At 45.2% G+C, this 19,436-nt stretch carries 10 protein-coding genes; all 10 read right to left on the reverse strand.

Translation table 11 applies throughout. The annotated features are described in order from the left end of the window. Positions 1–97: 97 nt before the first annotated feature. The 10 genes from HYN49_RS05715 to HYN49_RS05760 all read right to left on the reverse strand — a co-directional run bounded on the left by HYN49_RS05715 (position 98) and on the right by HYN49_RS05760 (position 19,228). Positions 98–5,401: a DUF7619 domain-containing protein gene (locus HYN49_RS05715; RefSeq protein ID WP_108903226.1), complete on the reverse strand. Its 5,304-nt coding sequence runs from the start codon at positions 5,399–5,401 to the stop codon at positions 98–100. Positions 5,402–5,469: 68 nt separating this feature from the next. Further along, positions 5,470–6,678, reverse strand: coding sequence for a BaiN/RdsA family NAD(P)/FAD-dependent oxidoreductase (locus HYN49_RS05720; protein WP_108903227.1), 1,209 nt, complete (start codon positions 6,676–6,678; stop codon positions 5,470–5,472). Beyond that, positions 6,675–7,355 (reverse strand): glycerophosphodiester phosphodiesterase, encoded by a 681-nt coding sequence (locus tag HYN49_RS05725; RefSeq protein ID WP_108904970.1) that lies wholly within the window; start codon positions 7,353–7,355, stop codon positions 6,675–6,677. Before HYN49_RS05725 ends, HYN49_RS05720 begins: the two co-directional genes overlap by 4 nt. Before the next feature lie 23 nt (positions 7,356–7,378). Further along, positions 7,379–9,034 carry an alpha-amylase family glycosyl hydrolase gene (locus HYN49_RS05730; protein WP_108903228.1) on the reverse strand — a complete coding sequence of 552 codons (1,656 nt, stop codon included), beginning with the start codon at positions 9,032–9,034 and terminating at the stop codon, positions 7,379–7,381. After that, complete coding sequence (locus tag HYN49_RS05735; RefSeq protein ID WP_108904971.1) at positions 9,034–11,433, reverse strand: glycoside hydrolase family 31 protein; 2,400 nt, start codon at positions 11,431–11,433, stop codon at positions 9,034–9,036. Before HYN49_RS05735 ends, HYN49_RS05730 begins: the two co-directional genes overlap by 1 nt. Before the next feature lie 99 nt (positions 11,434–11,532). After that, positions 11,533–13,368 carry a glycoside hydrolase family 13 protein gene (locus tag HYN49_RS05740; RefSeq protein ID WP_108903229.1) on the reverse strand — a complete coding sequence of 612 codons (1,836 nt, stop codon included), beginning with the start codon at positions 13,366–13,368 and terminating at the stop codon, positions 11,533–11,535. 51 nt (positions 13,369–13,419) lie between these two features. After that, the gene (locus tag HYN49_RS05745; protein WP_108903230.1) at positions 13,420–15,723 is read right to left on the reverse strand and encodes a glycoside hydrolase family 65 protein; all 2,304 of its coding nucleotides are present in this window, start codon (positions 15,721–15,723) and stop codon (positions 13,420–13,422) included. Positions 15,724–15,784: 61 nt separating this feature from the next. Continuing rightward, the gene (pgmB, locus tag HYN49_RS05750; protein ID WP_108903231.1) at positions 15,785–16,441 is read right to left on the reverse strand and encodes a beta-phosphoglucomutase; all 657 of its coding nucleotides are present in this window, start codon (positions 16,439–16,441) and stop codon (positions 15,785–15,787) included. After that, entirely contained in the window at positions 16,434–17,987 is a 1,554-nt protein-coding gene (locus HYN49_RS05755) for an MFS transporter (protein ID WP_108903232.1), read from the reverse strand. Before HYN49_RS05755 ends, pgmB begins: the two co-directional genes overlap by 8 nt. 212 nt (positions 17,988–18,199) lie before the next feature. Further along, the gene (locus HYN49_RS05760) at positions 18,200–19,228 is read right to left on the reverse strand and encodes a LacI family DNA-binding transcriptional regulator (protein ID WP_108903233.1); all 1,029 of its coding nucleotides are present in this window, start codon (positions 19,226–19,228) and stop codon (positions 18,200–18,202) included. Positions 19,229–19,436 lie beyond the last annotated feature (208 nt).

The raw sequence follows: 19,436 nt of genomic DNA on the forward strand, positions 1-19,436 counted from the left end.
TTTCTGACGAAACGCAAATATTTCGGATTAGGAATATTTCATCATGAATGTCATAAAAAAAGCCGACGTCTGTAAAGAATCGGCTTTCCTAAAATAATTATTGTATGACCAGTTTTTTTAACTGCTTTAAATGATTCTCAGTGACTATTTCTACCATATAGACCCCTTTTGCCAAATGGGAAACATTGATGTCCGTTTGTCTGGAACCGATGCCTTTGCGTGTAACAATTGATTTCCCCAACATATCGAAAATGGTAACATCTGCAATGTCTTCCGCTGTATTGACCAACGCAATCTGTACATGCTGGCTTGCCGGATTTGGGAATAACAAAATATCTGAAGCGTCAAGGATACCGGTTGCAAGCGGTATTTCAAAAGTGGTTTGTATCGTATTGGTTGTAATCGGAGGATTCGCGTCAAAATGAATGTCGGCAGTATTTGAAATAACATCCCCCACTTCAAAACCTGGTAACAATTTAACCCTGAAAGTAATGTAGCCATGGCTCATTTCTTCATTCTGGAACATGGAGGGCAATTGGATATAATCAAAATACCAACTCACTTTATTGTCAATGCGTTCCATCACATAATTGTGGCTGGCACTCACCATACGGATGCTTTCCGGATCGATTTGCGCTTCCAGCACATCTTCAATACGCACGTTCAATGCATTGAATGTTCCCGTGTTTTGGAACCTAATGGTGTAATACAGATAGTCATCAGCAGTAAATTGGTTGATGTTGATTTTACCGCCATGCGATTCCTGCTTATCATTCGGGTCATAAGAACCGATAACAGTCTGGGTATTGCTGAAAGTGTTGTTGTTGATGTTGACATCGCCTGAAGGAGCAGAAATTACTGCAGATGTCGTGAGTTGCTGTCCTAAATGAACCACAGGAATATTAGGCACATCCATAGTGACCATAAAAGAACGGGTCTCATGAGGCAGCAGGTTGCTGAAGTCATAAGTAAAGCCATTTGCGGTAGTATTGGCGCCAGGCTCACTTATCGAAGCGATTGTTACCGAAGCATCCCTCGTAAAAGTAATCGTACCAGAGGTTGTCGTCATGCCTAAATTAGTGTAAACAATCTTATTGCTGTATTGAAAACCGGGGCGGGGACTGCTAATTGGTAAAATTGAAATCGTAGGGTTGCTGTAAGACTGCAATACGGTTATCGGGAAAAGCAATTCTGTCGTACCGCTTCCGTCCGGGATGTTGACATCATTGAAAGAAGTTGTGCCTGCGCTGAAATAGGGCTGGAATTCCGGATCAACCACATAATTGAAATCATAAGTGTTTAACGGGTCTGAATCATACAAAGTGTACATTCCAAGCGGTGTGGAAATGTGGTTGATCTCGCCGGCATTATTCTGCTGGTAAGAAAATGATCCGTAAGTGAAAGGGATTTCAGTGTCTTCCCTGGTGCCATTGGCATTTTCATCGATAAATGCCGTAACCTTTAATTTATCGGTACATTCCGGCGGCCCTGAGGCAAAGCTTCCGGCCTGGATGAATACTGCGGAATCATAAGCATTATCGCCCCTGTCAGCGATGACAAGCTTAATGTGGTATGGGTGATTTGGCTCGATAGGGGAAGCCGCGGTCATCACTTGTGTCTGTCCGCTGAAATTTATGGCTGAAAAATTCTCATTGTTTAAGTCTCCAGAAAAGAAGTGGCCGAAAAATTCAGGATTCATGGACTGGCAGCCGTCATTATACGCTTGATCCCTTATTGTGATTACGGAAATCGGCGTAATATTGTCAGGAAGCACTGCAAGGTTTTTTGTTTGACCGGTGATTAAATCAGTCAGCAGGAATGCAAAAGCATCTGAATATTGGCATTGGAATGATCCATATTCTTCTGAGGCGAATAAGAAATTGAAACTCATATAAGCCGTAGGTGTTGTAAAATCAAATTCCAAAACCGAAGCATTATGTGATGCCTGATCCATATTGGTTACAATCTCTAAATCTGAATCACCTGTCCAGGAATCAGTTCCTTCGCTAAGTATCGTAACATTGTGTCCTCCGGCAAGTAAAGCGTCACCCGTAGTCAGTAGGAGCCCGCTGCTGAGTGGGAAGAAATCATTTGAAATCGGATTGGTAAAATACCCGATCCCGTTTACCGAACCGAAATCAGTTCCGGTAGTTGAGGTGACATTGCTGATTTCCACACATGGATTGTTGATCAGCACGTTTGAAACCAGTTGCCCGGGTGTATATTGTGTTGTGGAAACATTAAGCGGCGTAGTCAGGGCCCTGATGCAGACGTCAAATGTAACATCCTCCAAAAGATTTGAAGCAGTCCACACCCTGATGTAATAGGTATCCCCGATAATCAAATTCTCTGCAATACTTACTTCAGGGTCACTACAGTAAAGCAATGTTCCGCTATTGCAATCGCCATGATAAAGCGAATGTACAAGGTTCCCAGTTGTCCCGGTGATATTAGAAAGTGCAATATTCAACGTTGGGCTTTGCGCCACGAACGTAAACCAGACATCATCATCTTCCGTCCCGGCACAGGTTGAAGCCATTGCTGATGGTGTAGCGCCTGTAATGGCACCATGTACAGCATTTGAACAGCTCATGTCAACGCTCATCGGTACGAAAATTGCGGCACTGCATTCGTCATTTGTTACCGGATCAGGAGTAGTAACGCATATCTTAAATGTGGCTGACTCCGAAACATTCCCGCCAGCAGTATACACCCTGATCTTATAATAACTGCCCACTGTAAGGTTGGTGGCGACACTTACATTCGCATTGCTGCAATAAAGCTGGGTCAATGCGGAACAGTCACTTCCAGCGTATAAGGTATGATTGATATCCAAAGCCGCCGGCGCTGTCGCAACAATATCACTTATTGTAATGATTTGTGTAGTTGAGGTTGCCAGGAAACTAAACCAGACATCGTCATCAGTATTCCCCGGACACACTGGCGCTGTATTTGGAAGTGAGCGTGTAGCGCCTAATGTGGAACCGTTTGCAAAAAACGTGCAATCACGACTCGTGTTCGCAAGCACTGTTATGGCACCTGCACATTCGTCATTTACTGGTTTTGTAGTAAATGTTTTAGGATTCAGTACAGGCCATGTACTTGCGTCAGAATCTGAGCAAAGCGAACGCACATAATAAACGTATTTGGTTTGCGGCTCGAGCCCCGTAAGCGTATAAGGATTGGTATTGGCAATGCGGTAAGCCCCGGTTCCGGTTACAGGACTGCCGTTTATGGGCTGCGGACCTCCTTGCGGGACGGCATATACTTCCCATTGGATAGCGTTGCCATTCTCTGTCCATGCCAATTGTACCGAAGTTTGTGTTATTGTGTTAGCAGTGACCTCAAGTGCAGAAGGTTTCGGGCAGGATGGCGGTTCACAGCTTCCCATACTGCTGTAAAGCGCCTCAAGCGGATTTCCCTGGCCGGGCAATTTGGCATAAATAATATCTGCATATGGATTTTGAATCGAAACCCCAATCTCTTCCGGAGCAGTTCCGGCGACGCTCCAATACAAATCAAAAGGGACATTGTTGCATAAAGGAACAGTGACAACCGTCGGTCCTCCGCCGGTAATAGTCTGGCCTATAGTCATGATAACGATGCCGTTCTGCCTAACCTGCATCCGCGCACCATTCCATCCATTTACGCCGGTATCGGTCATGACGAATTTGTAATTGCACTTATTTGCGGGTTCACAGGTGATGGTGTTAAACATAAATGGCCCTGCCCATTTGCTCTTTACGCCCGGCGAGCAAACCGTCCTGATATAATAGGAGTAAATGGTTGCTGCTGTCAGCGTCCCTGAAGGCAATCCTAACGGTGATGCCGATGATACCGGAATCAGCAATGAACCATTTGACAGGTCAGGGTTTGCTGCTGGCGGAACGGTAGACGGTTGGTCTGTTATGCCTGGTACCAAAAGTATTTCCCAGGCGTTGTCTGCCGGGGTTCCTTTCTGCCAGGACAAAGACGCACTTGTAGCTGTTATTAAAGACACGGACAACGACATTGGCCTGACACATAGGGGCAATGTAGTGAAATTTCCTGCTACAGACCAGTTCGAATCTATAGGGGCGCAGTTGGCCCTTACATATACTTCATACATTGTATCATCATCAAGTCCATTCAGTGTATACGGGTTTGTGCTAATGCCGCTATGGGTTGGAATAGCATTCACATCAGGGGCCGGGCTGCCTGAGGGCACTACATAAAGATCCCAGGACGTTATTGCCGGTGATGACCAGCTAATCTTGGCTCCACTGGTGGTAACGTCGCTTGCCGAAACCGAATCGGGCACGATGTCACATTGGGGTGTGCTGCAATTTCCTGTCCCTGAATACACGACGGTACCTGCGGCCCCTGTTCCGGCTGACTTCGAAAATATATTTTGCCCAAACGGATTCAGGACATCAATGATCTTATTCTGCGGGTTTACACCGGCAATATTCCAATACAGGTCAAATGGGACACCGTTGCATAACGGTACCGTTACATCTACAGGTCCTTGCCCGGTAGAAAAAGTGGAGCCTAAAATGGCAACAACAATACCGTTTTGGCGTACCTGCATCCGCGTCTGCCCCCATGCGCCGCTTGTCGTACTAAGTCGGAAAGTGTAATTACAGGTATTTACCGCTTCGCAAACCTGGGTATTGAACGCATATGGCCCTGCCCAGTCCGTAAACATTCCGGAATTTTCCATGCATTCAGACCTTACCCAAAATTGATATTGCGTGCCAGGACTTAAATCCGACAATGTTAACGAATCTGTATTGCTCGTATACTGGCCTTGGCCTGTAGGGATACTACTCCCCAATGGCTGCACTGCAATCTCCTGAGAAGGGAAAAAGCCACTGTTCCAGGACAATTCAGCTTGCGTAGTTGTGATTGCTGAAGCAGATAAAAAAACAGGCTTCGGGCTACACAGGTGTTCCTGTACCAGCAATGTATAGTTAAAGGATTGCGTGGCGCCGCTTGATGAAATTACGATGATGTAAGGTTGTCCTGCTACCGCATTGAGCGTCAAAGAACGGCTATTGCTGTTGGCATTTGCTACTCCCGCAACACAGGTATTGCCCAACCAGCTACAATTGGCGTATACGAAGATGGAGGAATTGGTGGCTGTGGGCGTCATCGAAATGCTTAATTCACTATTTGTGGCAGGAGTATAACTATAAAAAACCTCATTGCCTGCAAGGTAATTGGTCGCTGCAGGTACCGCCCCGCATGACGTGCCCTGCGGAGTATCGAAGCTATCACCATAATCTCCGGTGTTCCCGCTCGCCTGATAGGGCAGTGAGGTAATGATGATCGGATCGCTACAGGTATTTCCAACTTGCGAAAATGCAGTTGTAAAAAAAATCAAAAATGCGCAGATGCCTAGGTGTAATCGTGTTTTCATGTTTTTGGATTTCAGGCAAATATAATTGTTTTGCCTGTATGATAAGAAACCGCAACGTAAATAAATAACTACATATTGCACGCAACAATATAACCGGATGTCCAGGCATTCTGGAAGTTAAAGCCGCCGGTGATCGCATCGATATTGACGATTTCACCTGCAAAAAACAAATTGTTGTGCAGCTTGCTTTCCATGGTCTTAAAATTGATTTCACGCAGGTCAACCCCTCCAGCGGTAACAAATTCCTCCTTAAAGGTGCTTTTGCCTTTCACTTCGAAGCTGCTTTGTGTAAGTGATGACGCCAAATCCTGAAGTTGCATTTTGGAAAGATCGGCCCATTTGGCCTCCAGTTGTATACCGGCTGCTAAAACGATGCTTTCCCACAAACGGTTAGGGAAGGCAAAGGGCGATTTTTTAGAAACCGTTTTCTTCGCGTGCTCTTGTTTGAGGTTGCGTAAGGTATTTTCAGCTTCTGCCGAATCGATGTCATTGAGCCAATTCACAAAAATGGTAAACTGATATTTTTTTTCGGCTAAAATCCTTGCACCCCAGGCGGAAAGCTTCAGGATTGCCGGGCCGCTCATGCCCCAATGGGTGATTAAAAGCGGCCCCGTGGAAGTCAGTTTCGTATCTTTCACCTTTACCGAAACCATAGCCGAAATGCCCGGTAAGTCTTTAATCCGCGGATCTTTGATGTTGAAAGTGAACAGCGAAGGCACCGGATGTACGATGGAATGCCCCAATCCCTGGAGCATTTCCCATATTTTAGGATTGCTTCCGGTGGCCATGATCAGTTTTTCACACAAGAAGTTTTGCTGTTTGGTTTCGATTTTCCAATGGTTACCACTTTTTATGATTTGGCTTACGCTTTGGCCTGTCAACACTTTTATGCCTAATTGATGCACGGCATCCTGAAAACAGTCAATAATGGTTTGTGATGAGTCTGAAAGGGGGAACATACGCCCGTCCTCTTCAATCTTAAGTGCCACACCATGCGATTCAAACCACGCGATGGTATCTCCCGATGCAAATTGGTGGAACGGGCCACGCAGTTCCTTTTCGCCGCGCGGATAAAACTTCACGAGTTCATTCGGTTCGAAACACGCATGCGTCACATTGCAGCGCCCTCCGCCTGAAATCCTGACTTTCGTCAATACTTCCTGCCCGCGCTCTAAAATCGCCACTTTCAGCAACGGATTTTTCTCCGCAATATTGATTGCCGTAAAAAAGCCGGCAGCGCCGCCACCGATGATGATGATGTCAAAATCCTGGTTCATATGCGGTCGGGAAAATCGGTGATGATGGCACTTACGCCAAATATTTTCAGGTTTTGAATGTCCTCAGTTTCATTGGCTGTCCATGCAAAAACCTTGAAATCCTGTTGTAAAATTTCGGTATTTTCCTTGTTCAGCAAATGAAATTGCGGATGTATGGTTTCAGCGTTGATGGTTTTGGCGAAAGCCGCGGCCAACTCCAGATCGGTTTCTGTCAAAACGCCAATAGGAATTTCCGGATGCAGCTGCCGTACGTGTTGAAGCGCGGTCCAATCAAATGATGAAATCAGGAATTCATGGAATTCCCAGCTATTCGCAACATAGTTTTCAATCAATCGCAAAACCGGCTCGGCTGCTTCGGCGACTTTCAGTTCTATGTTAATCAATGCGCGATGGTCAACCAAATCAAAAACTTCGGAAAGCAATGGGATGCCGTGTGCGCCGTCAATCCTCATTTCTTTTAATTCGGAAGAAGCCAATGCAGATATAACCCCACTTTGCCCGGTAACCCGATCTGTCGTATGATCGTGAATTACAAAAATGTTGCCGTCTGCTGAAAGGTGTACGTCGAGTTCGATGCCCTGGCAGCCCATTAAAATCGCTTTTTCAAAAGCTATCAGCGTGTTTTCAGGGGCATAACCTTTGGCACCGCGGTGTCCAATCTTCAGGATTTTACTCATTTTGGCCATTGTATGCAGCGAAATTAAATCTTTTCGAGCAAAACAATATCCGATTGGGAATCAATAATCACTTTGCCGTTTGAAACCGTCGCTTTTTTACCGGAATAAGCATCGCGTACCTTAGTTCCGTTTTTGAAAATTTTACCCACAGGGATTTCCTTTTTTCCTTTTGCAAGGCTTAAGCCAACCACCACGGCATCCGAATATTTTCCATTTGAAAAAGTCCTGCTGAAGGTATAAGGTGAAACAGAAATCTGTTTGTGAATGCCAGCACCCACAGCAGTATGGTTTTTCCTGAACTGCCCGATTTTCTGCCAATGTGCCAATATTTTCTGCGTTTCAGCATTGGTTTTGATGTCATCCCAATTCATGAAGGACCGCAGCGTTGCATCGCCTTCAGTACCTTTAATCACGAGTGAACGCGCAGTTTCATCACCATAATATGTTTGCGAAACGCCGGGAGCAAGCAATAGCTTTATTGCACTTTCATAAGGTTTTTCACGCTTGGCATCGAAAGGCGCGCCGTCATCGTGTGACGAAATGTAATTCAGGACGCTGAAACCCTTCAGTTCACCGTGGAGTTTTTCGGAATATTTTGAAAACAATGCTTCATAATCCAATTGCGCGGCATTCCACTTGAATTCGAAATTGATCATGTTGTTGAAACCATTTTCAAAATAATTCACTTTCCTATCCCCAAAATCAAACAACTGCCCACCGCTGATGCCGTAATTGTATACTTCGGCAATCGTGTAGAAACCATTATTGTCCAATACTTTCTTAGGATTTTTCTTTTTCCAAAGTTCAAAAGCGTAAGTGCATTGCATCTTAAAATCAGCCCAAACGCCCTCATCGGTATGCTTTACGGTATCGGCGCGGTAGCCATCAATCCCGAATTCCGAAACATAATCGGTAAGCCATTTGATGATGTAGTTTTTCGGCGTACGCTTATATCCTGTCCTTTTGAAAAATGCTTCCAGTGACTGCATTTCCTGTTCGTAACGGCCTTCATTTTTCCATTTTTCAATAAGGAAATCTGGGATGCCTACTTCTTCGTTGCTTTCGGTTTTCACATCCGGAAGGTTTTTGACCAAAGTGCAGGCGGTAGTGCCTTCAAACGATTTGTAATCACATTGCGGCCCTGTACGAACCCAGCCTTCCGGCCAAACGGTATCGACATCGGTCACCGGCCCGGTATGGTTGATGACGCCGTCGAGCAAAATCCTGATGCCGTGAGCGTGCGCTTTTTCGACCAATTCCTTTAAATCTTTTTTGGTGCCGAAATTCGGATCAAGTGCTGTCCAGTCGCGTGTCCAATATCCGTGGAAACCATAGGTCAGGCCAGTACCTTCATCTACACCGTCGTGAATCTGTTCGACGATCGGCGTAAACCAGATGGCATTCACACCCAGTTTGTCAAAATAACCTTCGTCGATTTTCTGGATGATGCCGCGCAGATCGCCGCCTTCAAAACCACGCAGTTTGCCCGTTTTCTTTTCCCGTCCGAAATAGGTTTGCCTGTCCGGATTTCCATTACAGAAACGGTCGGTCATCAGGAAATACAGGTTCGCGCCTTCCCAGATGAATGGTTTTTCGGCCGGAGCTTTTTTGGTTTTTTGCTTTTGTGCGACAGCGGCACCCGTGAAAAGGAGTAAAGCCATAACGATTATTTTTTTCATCAGAATTGAATTTTGATTTCAGTATTTCCGGGATTAATGTTAAGGTCAAAATGCAACGGACCTCCGTCTGCATCGGGATTGATGGTATTACCCCCAACGGAAATTTGTGGTAATATCGTCATGCCATGCAGGAAAATACGATATTTTTTGTTATTAACAATGTAGTCTTTGTTAGGTTGGTCATTGATCTTGATTGTAAATCCTTTTTTGTCAACTATAGAAGCGAACGTCAGCATTTCATATGTTCCTTTTTCAAATGCATCGGGAGTTAAACCGTCATCGAGGTAGAGTTCAAGCTTGCTGTTTTTTACATCTGCATCATAATAATAATGGATTTCCAGATCGGTTTGCGAATAGGCTTCGGTATTTTGTACGACTTTGCTCATCGGAATGAAAGCGCCGCCGCGGACGTAAACGGGAATGTGGTCCTCAGCAGTTTTTACAGTCTCGGTTTTACCGCCCAAATGTTTTTCCTGGTTGTCGAAGAAATCAAACCATTGACTCCCTTTCGGGAAATAAACAACAGTTTCCTTTTCGCCGGATTTCACAACCGGCGTCACAAGAAAATCGTTGCCCCAAAGGTATGTCTGGCTTTTTGCAATAAGATTTTCATTCGTTGATTCTTCAAAAAGCAATGGACGCATCAAAGGCATGCCTGTTTTATGGTTTTCAAAAGCGATATTGTAATTGTATGGCAAAAGACGGTACCGCAATTCGATGATTTTTTTCGCTTTTTCTTTCGTAATGATGTCTTTATAAACCGCTTCCGAAGCGACGGCTTCCTGCGCATGCGGACGGAAAACCGGTTGGAACACGCCGTATTGCAACCAACGCAGGTACAATTCGTTGTCGTTGTAATCCCCAGCAAATCCGCCCAGATCGGAATGCATATACCCCATGCCCTGCATGCCCATTTCGAGTGAAATTTCCATCTGGCCTGACAATCCGCCCCAACTGCGGCTCACATCACCGCTCCACGGAATCATCCCATAACGCTGGGAACCTGTATAACCCGAGCGCATCAGGATAAACGGACGTTGGTTCGGGAAATCTTTTTGATAGCCTTCGAACACCATTTTGGCCCAGTTGTGCCCGTAAATGTTATGGACTTCATCGGCTTTTCCTTTTGCGGTAAATGCTTCGGATGGGAAAACTTCTGGTTCGCCCAAATCGCCCCAGACACCGGCGATGCCCATTTTGCCCAGGTTTTTATAAATATCCCAAAACCAGGTTTTTGCGTCAGGCTTAAAAACATCCACCAAACCGGTATTCCCGAAGTAGAAATCGTAAGTAAATGGTGTTCCCGTTGCATCGGTGGCAAGTACTTTTTTATCGACGGCTTCCTGCCATTTGGAGGAAGTGGTCAGGATGAACGGCTCTGTGATAAGGACGGTTTTGATGCCTTTGTCTTTTAAACCGGAAATCATTTTTTCAGGATTTGGGAAATTGTCCTTGTCGAATTCGAGATTACCCATGGTGCCTTTGATGGTTTTCCCGAACCAATACAAATCGAAAATCATCGCATCGACCGGGATTTTATCATCAATGAAATGTTTTGCGGTATTGTCTGCCATTTCCTGGTCGCGGTACCCGAAACGGCTCGCGAAATTCCCAAATGCCCAACGCGGCGGCAACGGCTGTCGTCCGGTTAATGCGGTGTAATTTTCCATCAGTTTTGGCCAGCTGTCGGCTGCAATGACCTGATAGGTTTTCCTTCCTGAAATGGTTTCGTAAGCTAAAGTATTGTCTTTTTTGCTGTCCAGATCCAGGTAGCCGATAGCGGGATTGTCAAAATGTACGGCGTAAATTTTTGAAGAAAGTACCAATGGCATGGTGAAATTCATCAGCTCTGCGCGGCTTTCATAACCATACGATGCGCGATTGTACAGTTGCAGGCGGTGGCCCCGGCGGTTCATGCCCAGTACGCGTGCCCCGCCGCCGTATAAAGCTTCATCCTTATCGAGATTGAAATTGAGTGTTTCCAAGTGCTGTGTTTTCCCATCATTTCCGGTTTCGGATTTTTTGGCATAGCCGTTTTTCTCGGAAAGCAGCAGTTTGTTTTTATAGGAATACGAAATGTGGAAAGGCGATTTTGTGATGGCTACGTTTATTCCGGCCGATGATAATGTGATCGTGCCATTTTTTTCAGAAGTCTTACCGATTTTAGATTGTGCCGTGAGAACAACAGCATGCGACTCTGGGTTAAAAATTTCGCCTGTGGGCAGGAAGGTGGTTTCGACGATGGATTCATTGTAAAAATGGATCAGGTATTTCCCATCGGAAACGGAAACTTCGAGTCCGTTTGGTGTTTTTTTAAAGCTTTTAAAAGTGCGGACATCCTGTGCTGTGGCGGCAATCGTAAAATGGAAAAGCGCGATTATTGAAAAAAGGTTTTTCATGATGTGGTGTTTTAGCCCCGATGGAAGCGGCATCCTTTTTCCTGCTTTTTTAGCAGGGAAAAGATACAGCGGACAGCGGGATCAGCTCCTGAAAAAAAATTATTTTAATTCGAGTATTAACGATGTTTTGGCATCTATTGAAATTTCTTTGGTGATATCAAAATCGGTTCCGGCCAAAACGTCTTTGCCGGTTTTGAAATCTTTCATTCCTTCCTTAAAACGTGCCGTGCCGAATGTTTTCTTCTGGTCGGAATTGTTAATGATAACCATCACAGATTCACTGTCATTGTAACGGAAATACACATATACGTTTTCTTCCGGCAAAAACTGCATCGTTTTCCCGTTGTGGATCAAGGTTTTGCTTTTACGCCAGTTAAACAATTTTGAGGTGAAATCGAAATATTGTTTCTGGGTTTCCGTACGGCCCGATGGGGAAAATGCATCGTTCGCATCGCCGTTCCAGCCGCCGGGGAAATCGTGCCGGATATCGCCATCGCCTTTGTGCTTGTCGCCGGTCATCCCGATTTCAGAGCCGTAATAAAGTTGCGGAATGCCGCGGATGGTTGCGACCAAAGTCATTGCCATTTTGTACTTATTCAAATCCGGATACCAATGGCTGATGCGCTGTGTATCGTGGTTTTCGGCGAAAACGAGGATAGAATTCGGGTTTGGGTACAGGAAATCGTTCACGAAATTTTCATACACCTTAATGATTCCTTTGTCCCAGGAAGCCTTGTCTTCATTAAAAACACCGCTGATGGCATCGTGCAATGTGAAATCCATGACAGACGGCAAATAAGAATTGTAGTTTTGGATGGCCCCGATTTTACTGTCTTTCTGCCAATACGCCATCTGTGCCTGGTCGTGCATCCAGACTTCGCCGACAATGTTGAAATAGGGGTATTCGTCGGTGATGGCTTTGGTCCATTTGGAAATACCTTCCTTGTCGCAATAAGAATACGTGTCTACCCGGAAACCATCTAGATTTGCATATTCAATCCACCAGATGGCGTTTTGGATGAGGTAATTCAACACCAACGGATTGGCCTGGTTCAGGTCGGGCATCGTTTTTACGAACCAACCGTCGACACAATATTTCTTGTCGGTTTCGGAATGATACGGGTCGTACTGCGTGGTCATGCGGTAATTGCTCTGGCCGTAGCCGGGAAATTGATGGATCCAGTCGTAGGTCGGTAAATCCTTGATCATCCAATGCTCGGAACCCCAATGATTCGTGACGTAATCCAAAACCAGTTTCATATTGCGTTTGTGGAGTTCAGAAGATAATCTCAGGTAATCCTCATTCGTTCCGTATCGCGGGTCGATGTTGTAAACATCCGATTGCGCATAGCCGTGGTACGAGCCGCGCGGGTCGTTGTCTTCACACAAGGGTGTGTTCCAAACGGTGGTGGCGCCGGTAGATTGTATGTAATCGAGGTGGTCGATAATCCCTTTGATATCACCGCCATGACGGCCTGATGGTTTGGAGCGGTCCATTTTTTCAGCGGTATTGTCGGTGTTGTCATTCGAAGGGTTTCCGTTGGCAAAACGGTCGGGCATGATCAGGTAAATCGCATCTGAGGCATCGAAACCTTTGCGTAATGCCGAATTTTTTTCACGGTCGCGGATTTCGTATTTTTTGGTGAAAACGGTTTTTCTCTTTTCGGAAAAGGAAAAGGTGAGCGTGGTGGACTTTGAAATGTTTTTGGTGTCGATGGTGACGAAAATATAGTTCGGATTTCCGGTTCTCGTAACATCCGTAATGGTCACATCGTTCGAAACGCTGACGACATATTGCCCGATATTTTCTCCGTAAAACATCAATTGCAGCGATGGGTTTTTCATTCCGGCGTACCAGAATGGCGGTTCGGTTTTTTGTATTTGGGCGAATGCTGCCGCGGAAATAAGTAATAAGAGCGATAGTAGTTTTTTCATGTCTTACACAATAAAAAAGGACCGGAAAGACCCGGCCCTTTTTGTGATTATTTAAACGGTAACCAGGCTGTTTGGTTCTACCAAAACTTCTTTGTCATTCACGGAAACTTTAAGTTGCCTGCCGCCTTCGAGTGAAAAACGGGTTTCATTCGGGTGTACTGAAACCTTCAGCACCTGTCCCCTGAAGTTGATCTTGAAAGAATAACTGTCCCAGCCCTGCGGGATTTTCGGTTCAAAATGCAGCTGGTCCTTTTTGATGCGCATGCCTCCGAAACCTTCGACAATACTCATCCATGTTCCAGCCATTGAGGTGATGTGGCAGCCTTCTTCGACTTCCTTATTATAATCATCCAGATCAAGACGGGAAGTCCGTAAATAGAACGTGTAAGCCATATCCATTTTGCCTAAAACTGCGGCCTGAATGGAGTGTACACAGGGAGAAAGCGAACTTTCATGCACTGTAAACGGTTCGTAAAAATCGAAATGGCGTTCGAGCTCGACTTTGGAAAAATGATCTTCAAAGAAATAGAAACCCTGCAACACGTCGGCCTGTTTGATGTAAGGCGAACGTAAAATCCTGTCCCAGGACCATTTCTGGTTGATCGGGCGTTGTGATTTGTCGAGGTCAGAAACCTTTACGAGTTCCTTATCGAGGAATCCATCCTGTTGTAAATAGACGTTGTGTTTTTGCGAATACGGGAAGTACATATTCCCTGATACGGCTTTCCATTGCTTGATTTCAGCGTCGTTGAGCGTCACTTTCGACATGATGCGGCTGTAATCTTCAGTATAATCGGATTTTATTTTTTCGATCTGCTCGACCGTGTAATCGATACACCATTTGGCCAGATAATTCGTGTACCAGTTGTTGTTGACGTTGTTTTCGTATTCATTCGGGCCGGTCACGCCAAGGATGACATAGGCATCCCTATGCGCAGAATACGTTGCCCGTTGGTGCCAGAACCGCGCAATGGCAATCAGCACTTCCAATCCTTTTTCAGGAATGTATGAATAATCGCCCGTGAAGCGATGATAGTTGTAAATCGCGAATGCAATGGCACCGTTGCGGTGGATTTCCTCGAAAGTGATTTCCCATTCGTTGTGGCATTCTTCACCGTTCATGGTAACCATAGGGTACAGCGCCGCGCCGTTTTTAAAACCTAATTTGGCAGCGTTTTCAATCGCTTTGTCAAGTTGGTTGTAACGATACGTCAGTAAATTCCGTGCGACCTGCTGGTCTTTTGTTGCCATGTAAAAAGGAATACAATACGCTTCAGTGTCCCAGTAAGTGGAACCGCCGTATTTTTCCCCGGTGAAACCTTTCGGGCCGATATTCAGGCGTGAATCCTTTCCGGAATAGGTTTGGTTCAACTGGAAAATATTGAAACGGATGCCTTGTTGCGCTTTCACATCGCCGTCAATGGTGATGTCTGACATTTCCCAGATTTTCGACCAGGCATCGGCCTGTGCTTTCAGCATTTGGTCGTAACCTTTAGTGGAAACCGACTTCATGACCTCTGCGGCAGCGTAAACGGTATCGTTGTGATTCGTCGAAACGGTGTAACCGCCGATTTTTTGAATAGACGTTTTTTGTCCCTGGACGATATTTACGGTGTATGCGAATTCGATTTTGTCTTCGCTTTGGGTGGTGTTTTCAGGCGTAAGATTCTGGTTTTTGCCATCAACAAAAATGCTGTTGTGCATGAAAGTCGTCGCGGTGAAATGGGTCTTGAACGTTCGAGCCGTAACGAAAGCTTCGTTGCCTTGTGATTTTACCTGCAATGGTTCCCAGAATTTTTCTTCCCAATTTGCGTCTTCGTTGTGTACGCCGGCATCGATATAGGGCTTAAATGTAATTTTGGCGGCTTTGTTCAGAGGGACGATTTCATAATTGATGTAACCTGCCTGGTCATCATCGAGCGAAAGGAAGCGTTTTACATTTACAGCAATTTCAGTTTCGTTTCGTAAAACAGCTTCGAACGTACGCAGGTACCAGCCTTCCTTCATGTTGAGTTCACGGCGGAAGTTTTTTACTGCCTGGCAGCGATTCAAATCCAGGTTTTCACCGTTGATTTCGATGTTGATGCCGATCCAGTTCGGGGCGTTGAGGACTTTGGCGAAATACTCCGGATAACCGTTTTTCCACCAGCCCACTTTGGTTTTATCGGGATAATACACTCCGGCGATGTAGCTTCCCTGAAACGTTTCATTGGTATAAGTTTCTTCAAAATTGGCGCGTTGCCCCATCGCGCCGTTGCCGATACTGAAAAGGCTTTCGGATGATTTTACACTTTCTGTATCAAATCCTTCCTCTATAATGGACCAATTGTCCGGTTTGATATAATCCTGATTCATCTGTTTGTATTTTTATAGTCATGCAACAACCGGTCCTTGCTGGTCTTATTTGCTTTGTAGTTTATCTTTTAATGAGCATATCCAGGAAATCAGTTTCAATATGTGTGAAATCCGGAAAAAGGTATTGTGCTTCATGTAAAATGGATTCTTCCCCAATCCCGATGCTGGTCATGTTGGCGATATTGGCTGCCTGGATCCCCGCAACGGAATCTTCGAAAACAATCGCTTTTTCAGCGTCAATGCTCAATAGCCTGGCAGCCTGTACGAAAACTTCCGGGTCCGGCTTGGCATTGGTAACGTCATTCCCGTCTACAATAGCATCGAAGTAGGAAATGATGTTGACTTTTTCCAGGATCGGACGGGCGTTTTTGCTTGCTGAGCCTAAGGCGATGGCCTGGCCTTGGTCTTTTAAATATTGCAAAACCGGTAAAACGCCGGGCAGTATTTCGTTTTCATCCATATGGACAAGGTAGCCGAGGTAATCTTCGTTTTTCTGGACCAGCCAGCGGTCCTTGTCTTCCTGGGTAGCATTGATTTTCCCCAGATTTAAAATAATGTCTAAAGAACGTACGCGGCTCACGCCTTTTAATTCTTCGTTGTGCTCCGGGGTGAATTCAATCCCGAGTGCTCCGGCAATCTTCTGCCAGGCGAGGTAATGGTATTTTGCCGTGTCGACGATTACGCCGTCAAGGTCAAAAATAAATGCTTTCTTATTCATTAATATCAATCTTTTTGTTTGTGGAAACGCCAAGCGTAAGCAAGCCGGCGAGGATCATCGAGCATCCGCCGACAATCAACGCATAAATAGGCTCATCATTAAAAAAGGTGTTGACCAGGAAACCCAAAATGGTTCCGGCCACGATTTGCGGGATGACGACAAAGAAGTTGAATACGCCCATGTAGTACCCCATTTTTGCTGAAGGAAGCGCGCCCGAAAGCATCGCATAAGGAATTGATAAAATACTTGCCCATGCTATTCCCACACCTATCATTGCCAGTAATAATCCCACTTTATCCGTCAGGAAATAAACCGAAATCAGACCGATGCCTCCCGCAATCAAAGCGAGCATGTGCGTGAATTTGTTGCTGGTCCTTCTGGCCAAAACAGGTAAAAGGAACGCCACGGCAGCGGCCACGCCATTATACACGGTAAACATGATCGAAACCCAGTCTGCGGCATCGTTGTACACCTTTGACGTGGTGTCTGAAGTGTTGAAAACGTGCCCTGTCACGGCTTTAGTGGTGTAAATCCACATGGCAAATAAGGCAAACCACGAGAAAAACTGCACCCATGCCAGTTGTTTCATCGTTTTTGGCATGTTCAGCAAATCAGTAACAATTACAGTAAAACCGTTGCGTACTTCACGTTTCCTGAGTTGTGAAACCAGTGTAAAAAGTATGCCGACGACCAGCAATCCGATGGAAAGGATGTAGAGTTCCTTGTGTTGGTTCGTTTCCCCTTTTTCATTTACCTGTGTATTGATGTGGTGCACATACGCGGTAGCAACACCTCCGATGACTAAAAGCAATACCCCGATGGAACGCTGTCTTGTAACGGTAACGCCACTTTGCGTAGCCATGCGTTCGTGATGGCCTTTTGTAGCATGTTCTTTTTTTGCTTCTTCAAACGCTTCAAGCTCTTCGGGAGCATATTCTTTGGATTTTAAAACGGTCCAGAGCACCGCAAGCAGGAAAACTGCCCCGCCAACATAGAAGGACCATTTTACAGATTCAGGAATGACGCCTTCGGGAGCCGTATTCGAAATCCCGACCCAGTTTGTGAATACATAAGGCAACGCCGAACCTACGACAGCGCCCAGCCCGATGAAGAAACTTTGCATTGCAAAACCGAGTGTACGTTGTCTTTCAGGCAAATTGTCGCCCACAAACGCGCGGAACGGTTCCATTGAAATGTTAATCGAGGAATCCATAATCCATAAAGTCCCGATCGCGACCCATAAGGTGGGGGAGTTGGGCATCACCAATAAAGCAATCGAAGATAAAATGGCGCCGGCAAGGAAATAAGGCCTCCGTCGTCCAAGACGGGTCCAGGTGCGGTCCGAGAAATAACCAACGATGGGCTGAATGATCAATCCTGTGAGCGGCGCTGCCAGCCAGTAAAGGCCGATCTTGTCCACATCAGCACCGAGGGTGTCAAAAATCCTGGAGGTATTGGCATTTTGCAGTGCAAAACCAAACTGTATCCCAAGGAACCCGAAACTCATGTTCCAGATTTCCCAGAAACCTAATTTACGCTTTTCCATTATCGTAATTTAAAGATGATACGATAAGCGTGATGCTTATCAAAACTTAATTTTTGTTTTCGAAGCAAAAAATCGCAAGCTTTGATAAATCGGTTGTAAAGATATGAAAGTTTTTATATGGCTGATTTCGGGCCGCTTGTTTTTTTGGTTTTTCAGCAGCGAATCCAGTGCTATAACGTGGTAGTACTGAAGGTTTGTTGTTGATAAATCGCTTACGCTTTAGTAGATTCACGTTCGATAAGCCCGGTTTCGATGACTTCAGTGCGGTACAATTCCTCGACTTCATCCTCTTCTTCGGTTTCGAGCCTGTCAATGAGCATTTTGGCGGCTTTCTGGCCCATTTTGATGCCGTTTTGACTGACAGTACTTATAGTTGGCGTGGAATATTGGGAAATGATCCCGTCTGTAAAAGCAATGACAGAAAGGTCATCCGGAACCTTCAAGCCCATTTTACTTGCCAATTTAATGATTGTCACTGCGAAAAGCTCATTTACGGCAAGCACCGCATCAATGGCGCGGTTTTCCATAAGTTTGGCAATCTGGGATTCAAAATTGTCAATATCCTCAATTTTGATGATCAGTTTTTCATTGAATGGCAGCTCATTGTCCAGAATCGCTTTGGTATAGCCATCCGTACGAAGCTTTCCAACGCTGACATAATCGACCGTAGTGACCAGCGCAATCTTCTTTTTGCCCATATTCACCAAATGCTGGACCGCTTCGTAAGCAGCCATCTTATCATCGATGATGACTTTATCGCAAAGGACCTCATTGGTTACGCGGTCAAACATCACCACAGGCATGCCCTGGTTGATCACTTCGGTGATGTGGTGGAAATCACCTTTATATTGTGTCTCTTTTGATAATGACATGATAAATCCGTCAATACTGCCGTTGGCGAGCATTTCCATATTGATGACTTCCTTGTCGAAGGATTCGTTGGAAAGGCAGACCACAACGCTGTAACCATGCTCGTTGGCCACCTGCTCGATACCGCTGATGACCGTCGCGAAAAAGTGGTGCACGATTTCCGGTATGATGATGCCGATGGTCTTGGTCTTGCGGTTTTTGAGGCTTAAGGCGATATTGTTGGGCTTATAGTTGTATAGCTTGGCAAAAGCCTGGACTTTCTGGCGTGTGTCCTCACTGATTTCCGGACTGTCACGCAGGGATTTGGAGACTGTTGAAATCGAGACATCAAGTTCTTTGGCAATCTGTTTCAGGGTGACCTTTCTTTTCATGTCCGGGAGGAATAAATATTGTTTTGTGAATAAAGATAATTTTAATTTTTACTTATGTCAATTTCTACCTTAAAAATTTAAGTATTTACGAAAGTTTTCAACACGAAAACGTTTTCGGCAGTCAATAAAACAGGGTGAAGTTTTTTTAACGTCTTTTTTACATATTTTTAACATTCGAAGCAATAAAATCCAAGCAAAAACTCAATTT

Source organism: Flavobacterium pallidum, assembly GCF_003097535.1.
GTDB classification, from domain to species: domain Bacteria; phylum Bacteroidota; class Bacteroidia; order Flavobacteriales; family Flavobacteriaceae; genus Flavobacterium; species Flavobacterium pallidum.

What these genes read in the sequence shown, in the direction of transcription:
- HYN49_RS05720 (WP_108903227.1), bottom strand. Translation starts at nt 6,678, where the DNA reads ATGAACCAGGATTTTGACATCATCATCATCGGTGGCGGCGCTGCCGGC.
- HYN49_RS05725 (WP_108904970.1), bottom strand. Translation starts at nt 7,355, where the DNA reads ATGAGTAAAATCCTGAAGATTGGACACCGCGGTGCCAAAGGTTATGCC.
- pgmB (WP_108903231.1), bottom strand. Translation starts at nt 16,441, where the DNA reads ATGAATAAGAAAGCATTTATTTTTGACCTTGACGGCGTAATCGTCGAC.
- HYN49_RS05755 (WP_108903232.1), bottom strand. Translation starts at nt 17,987, where the DNA reads ATGGAAAAGCGTAAATTAGGTTTCTGGGAAATCTGGAACATGAGTTTC.
- HYN49_RS05730 (WP_108903228.1), bottom strand. Translation starts at nt 9,034, where the DNA reads ATGAAAAAAATAATCGTTATGGCTTTACTCCTTTTCACGGGTGCCGCT.
- HYN49_RS05735 (WP_108904971.1), bottom strand. Translation starts at nt 11,433, where the DNA reads ATGAAAAACCTTTTTTCAATAATCGCGCTTTTCCATTTTACGATTGCC.
- HYN49_RS05715 (WP_108903226.1), bottom strand. Translation starts at nt 5,401, where the DNA reads ATGAAAACACGATTACACCTAGGCATCTGCGCATTTTTGATTTTTTTT.
- HYN49_RS05745 (WP_108903230.1), bottom strand. Translation starts at nt 15,723, where the DNA reads ATGAATCAGGATTATATCAAACCGGACAATTGGTCCATTATAGAGGAA.
- HYN49_RS05760 (WP_108903233.1), bottom strand. Translation starts at nt 19,228, where the DNA reads ATGAAAAGAAAGGTCACCCTGAAACAGATTGCCAAAGAACTTGATGTC.
- HYN49_RS05740 (WP_108903229.1), bottom strand. Translation starts at nt 13,368, where the DNA reads ATGAAAAAACTACTATCGCTCTTATTACTTATTTCCGCGGCAGCATTC.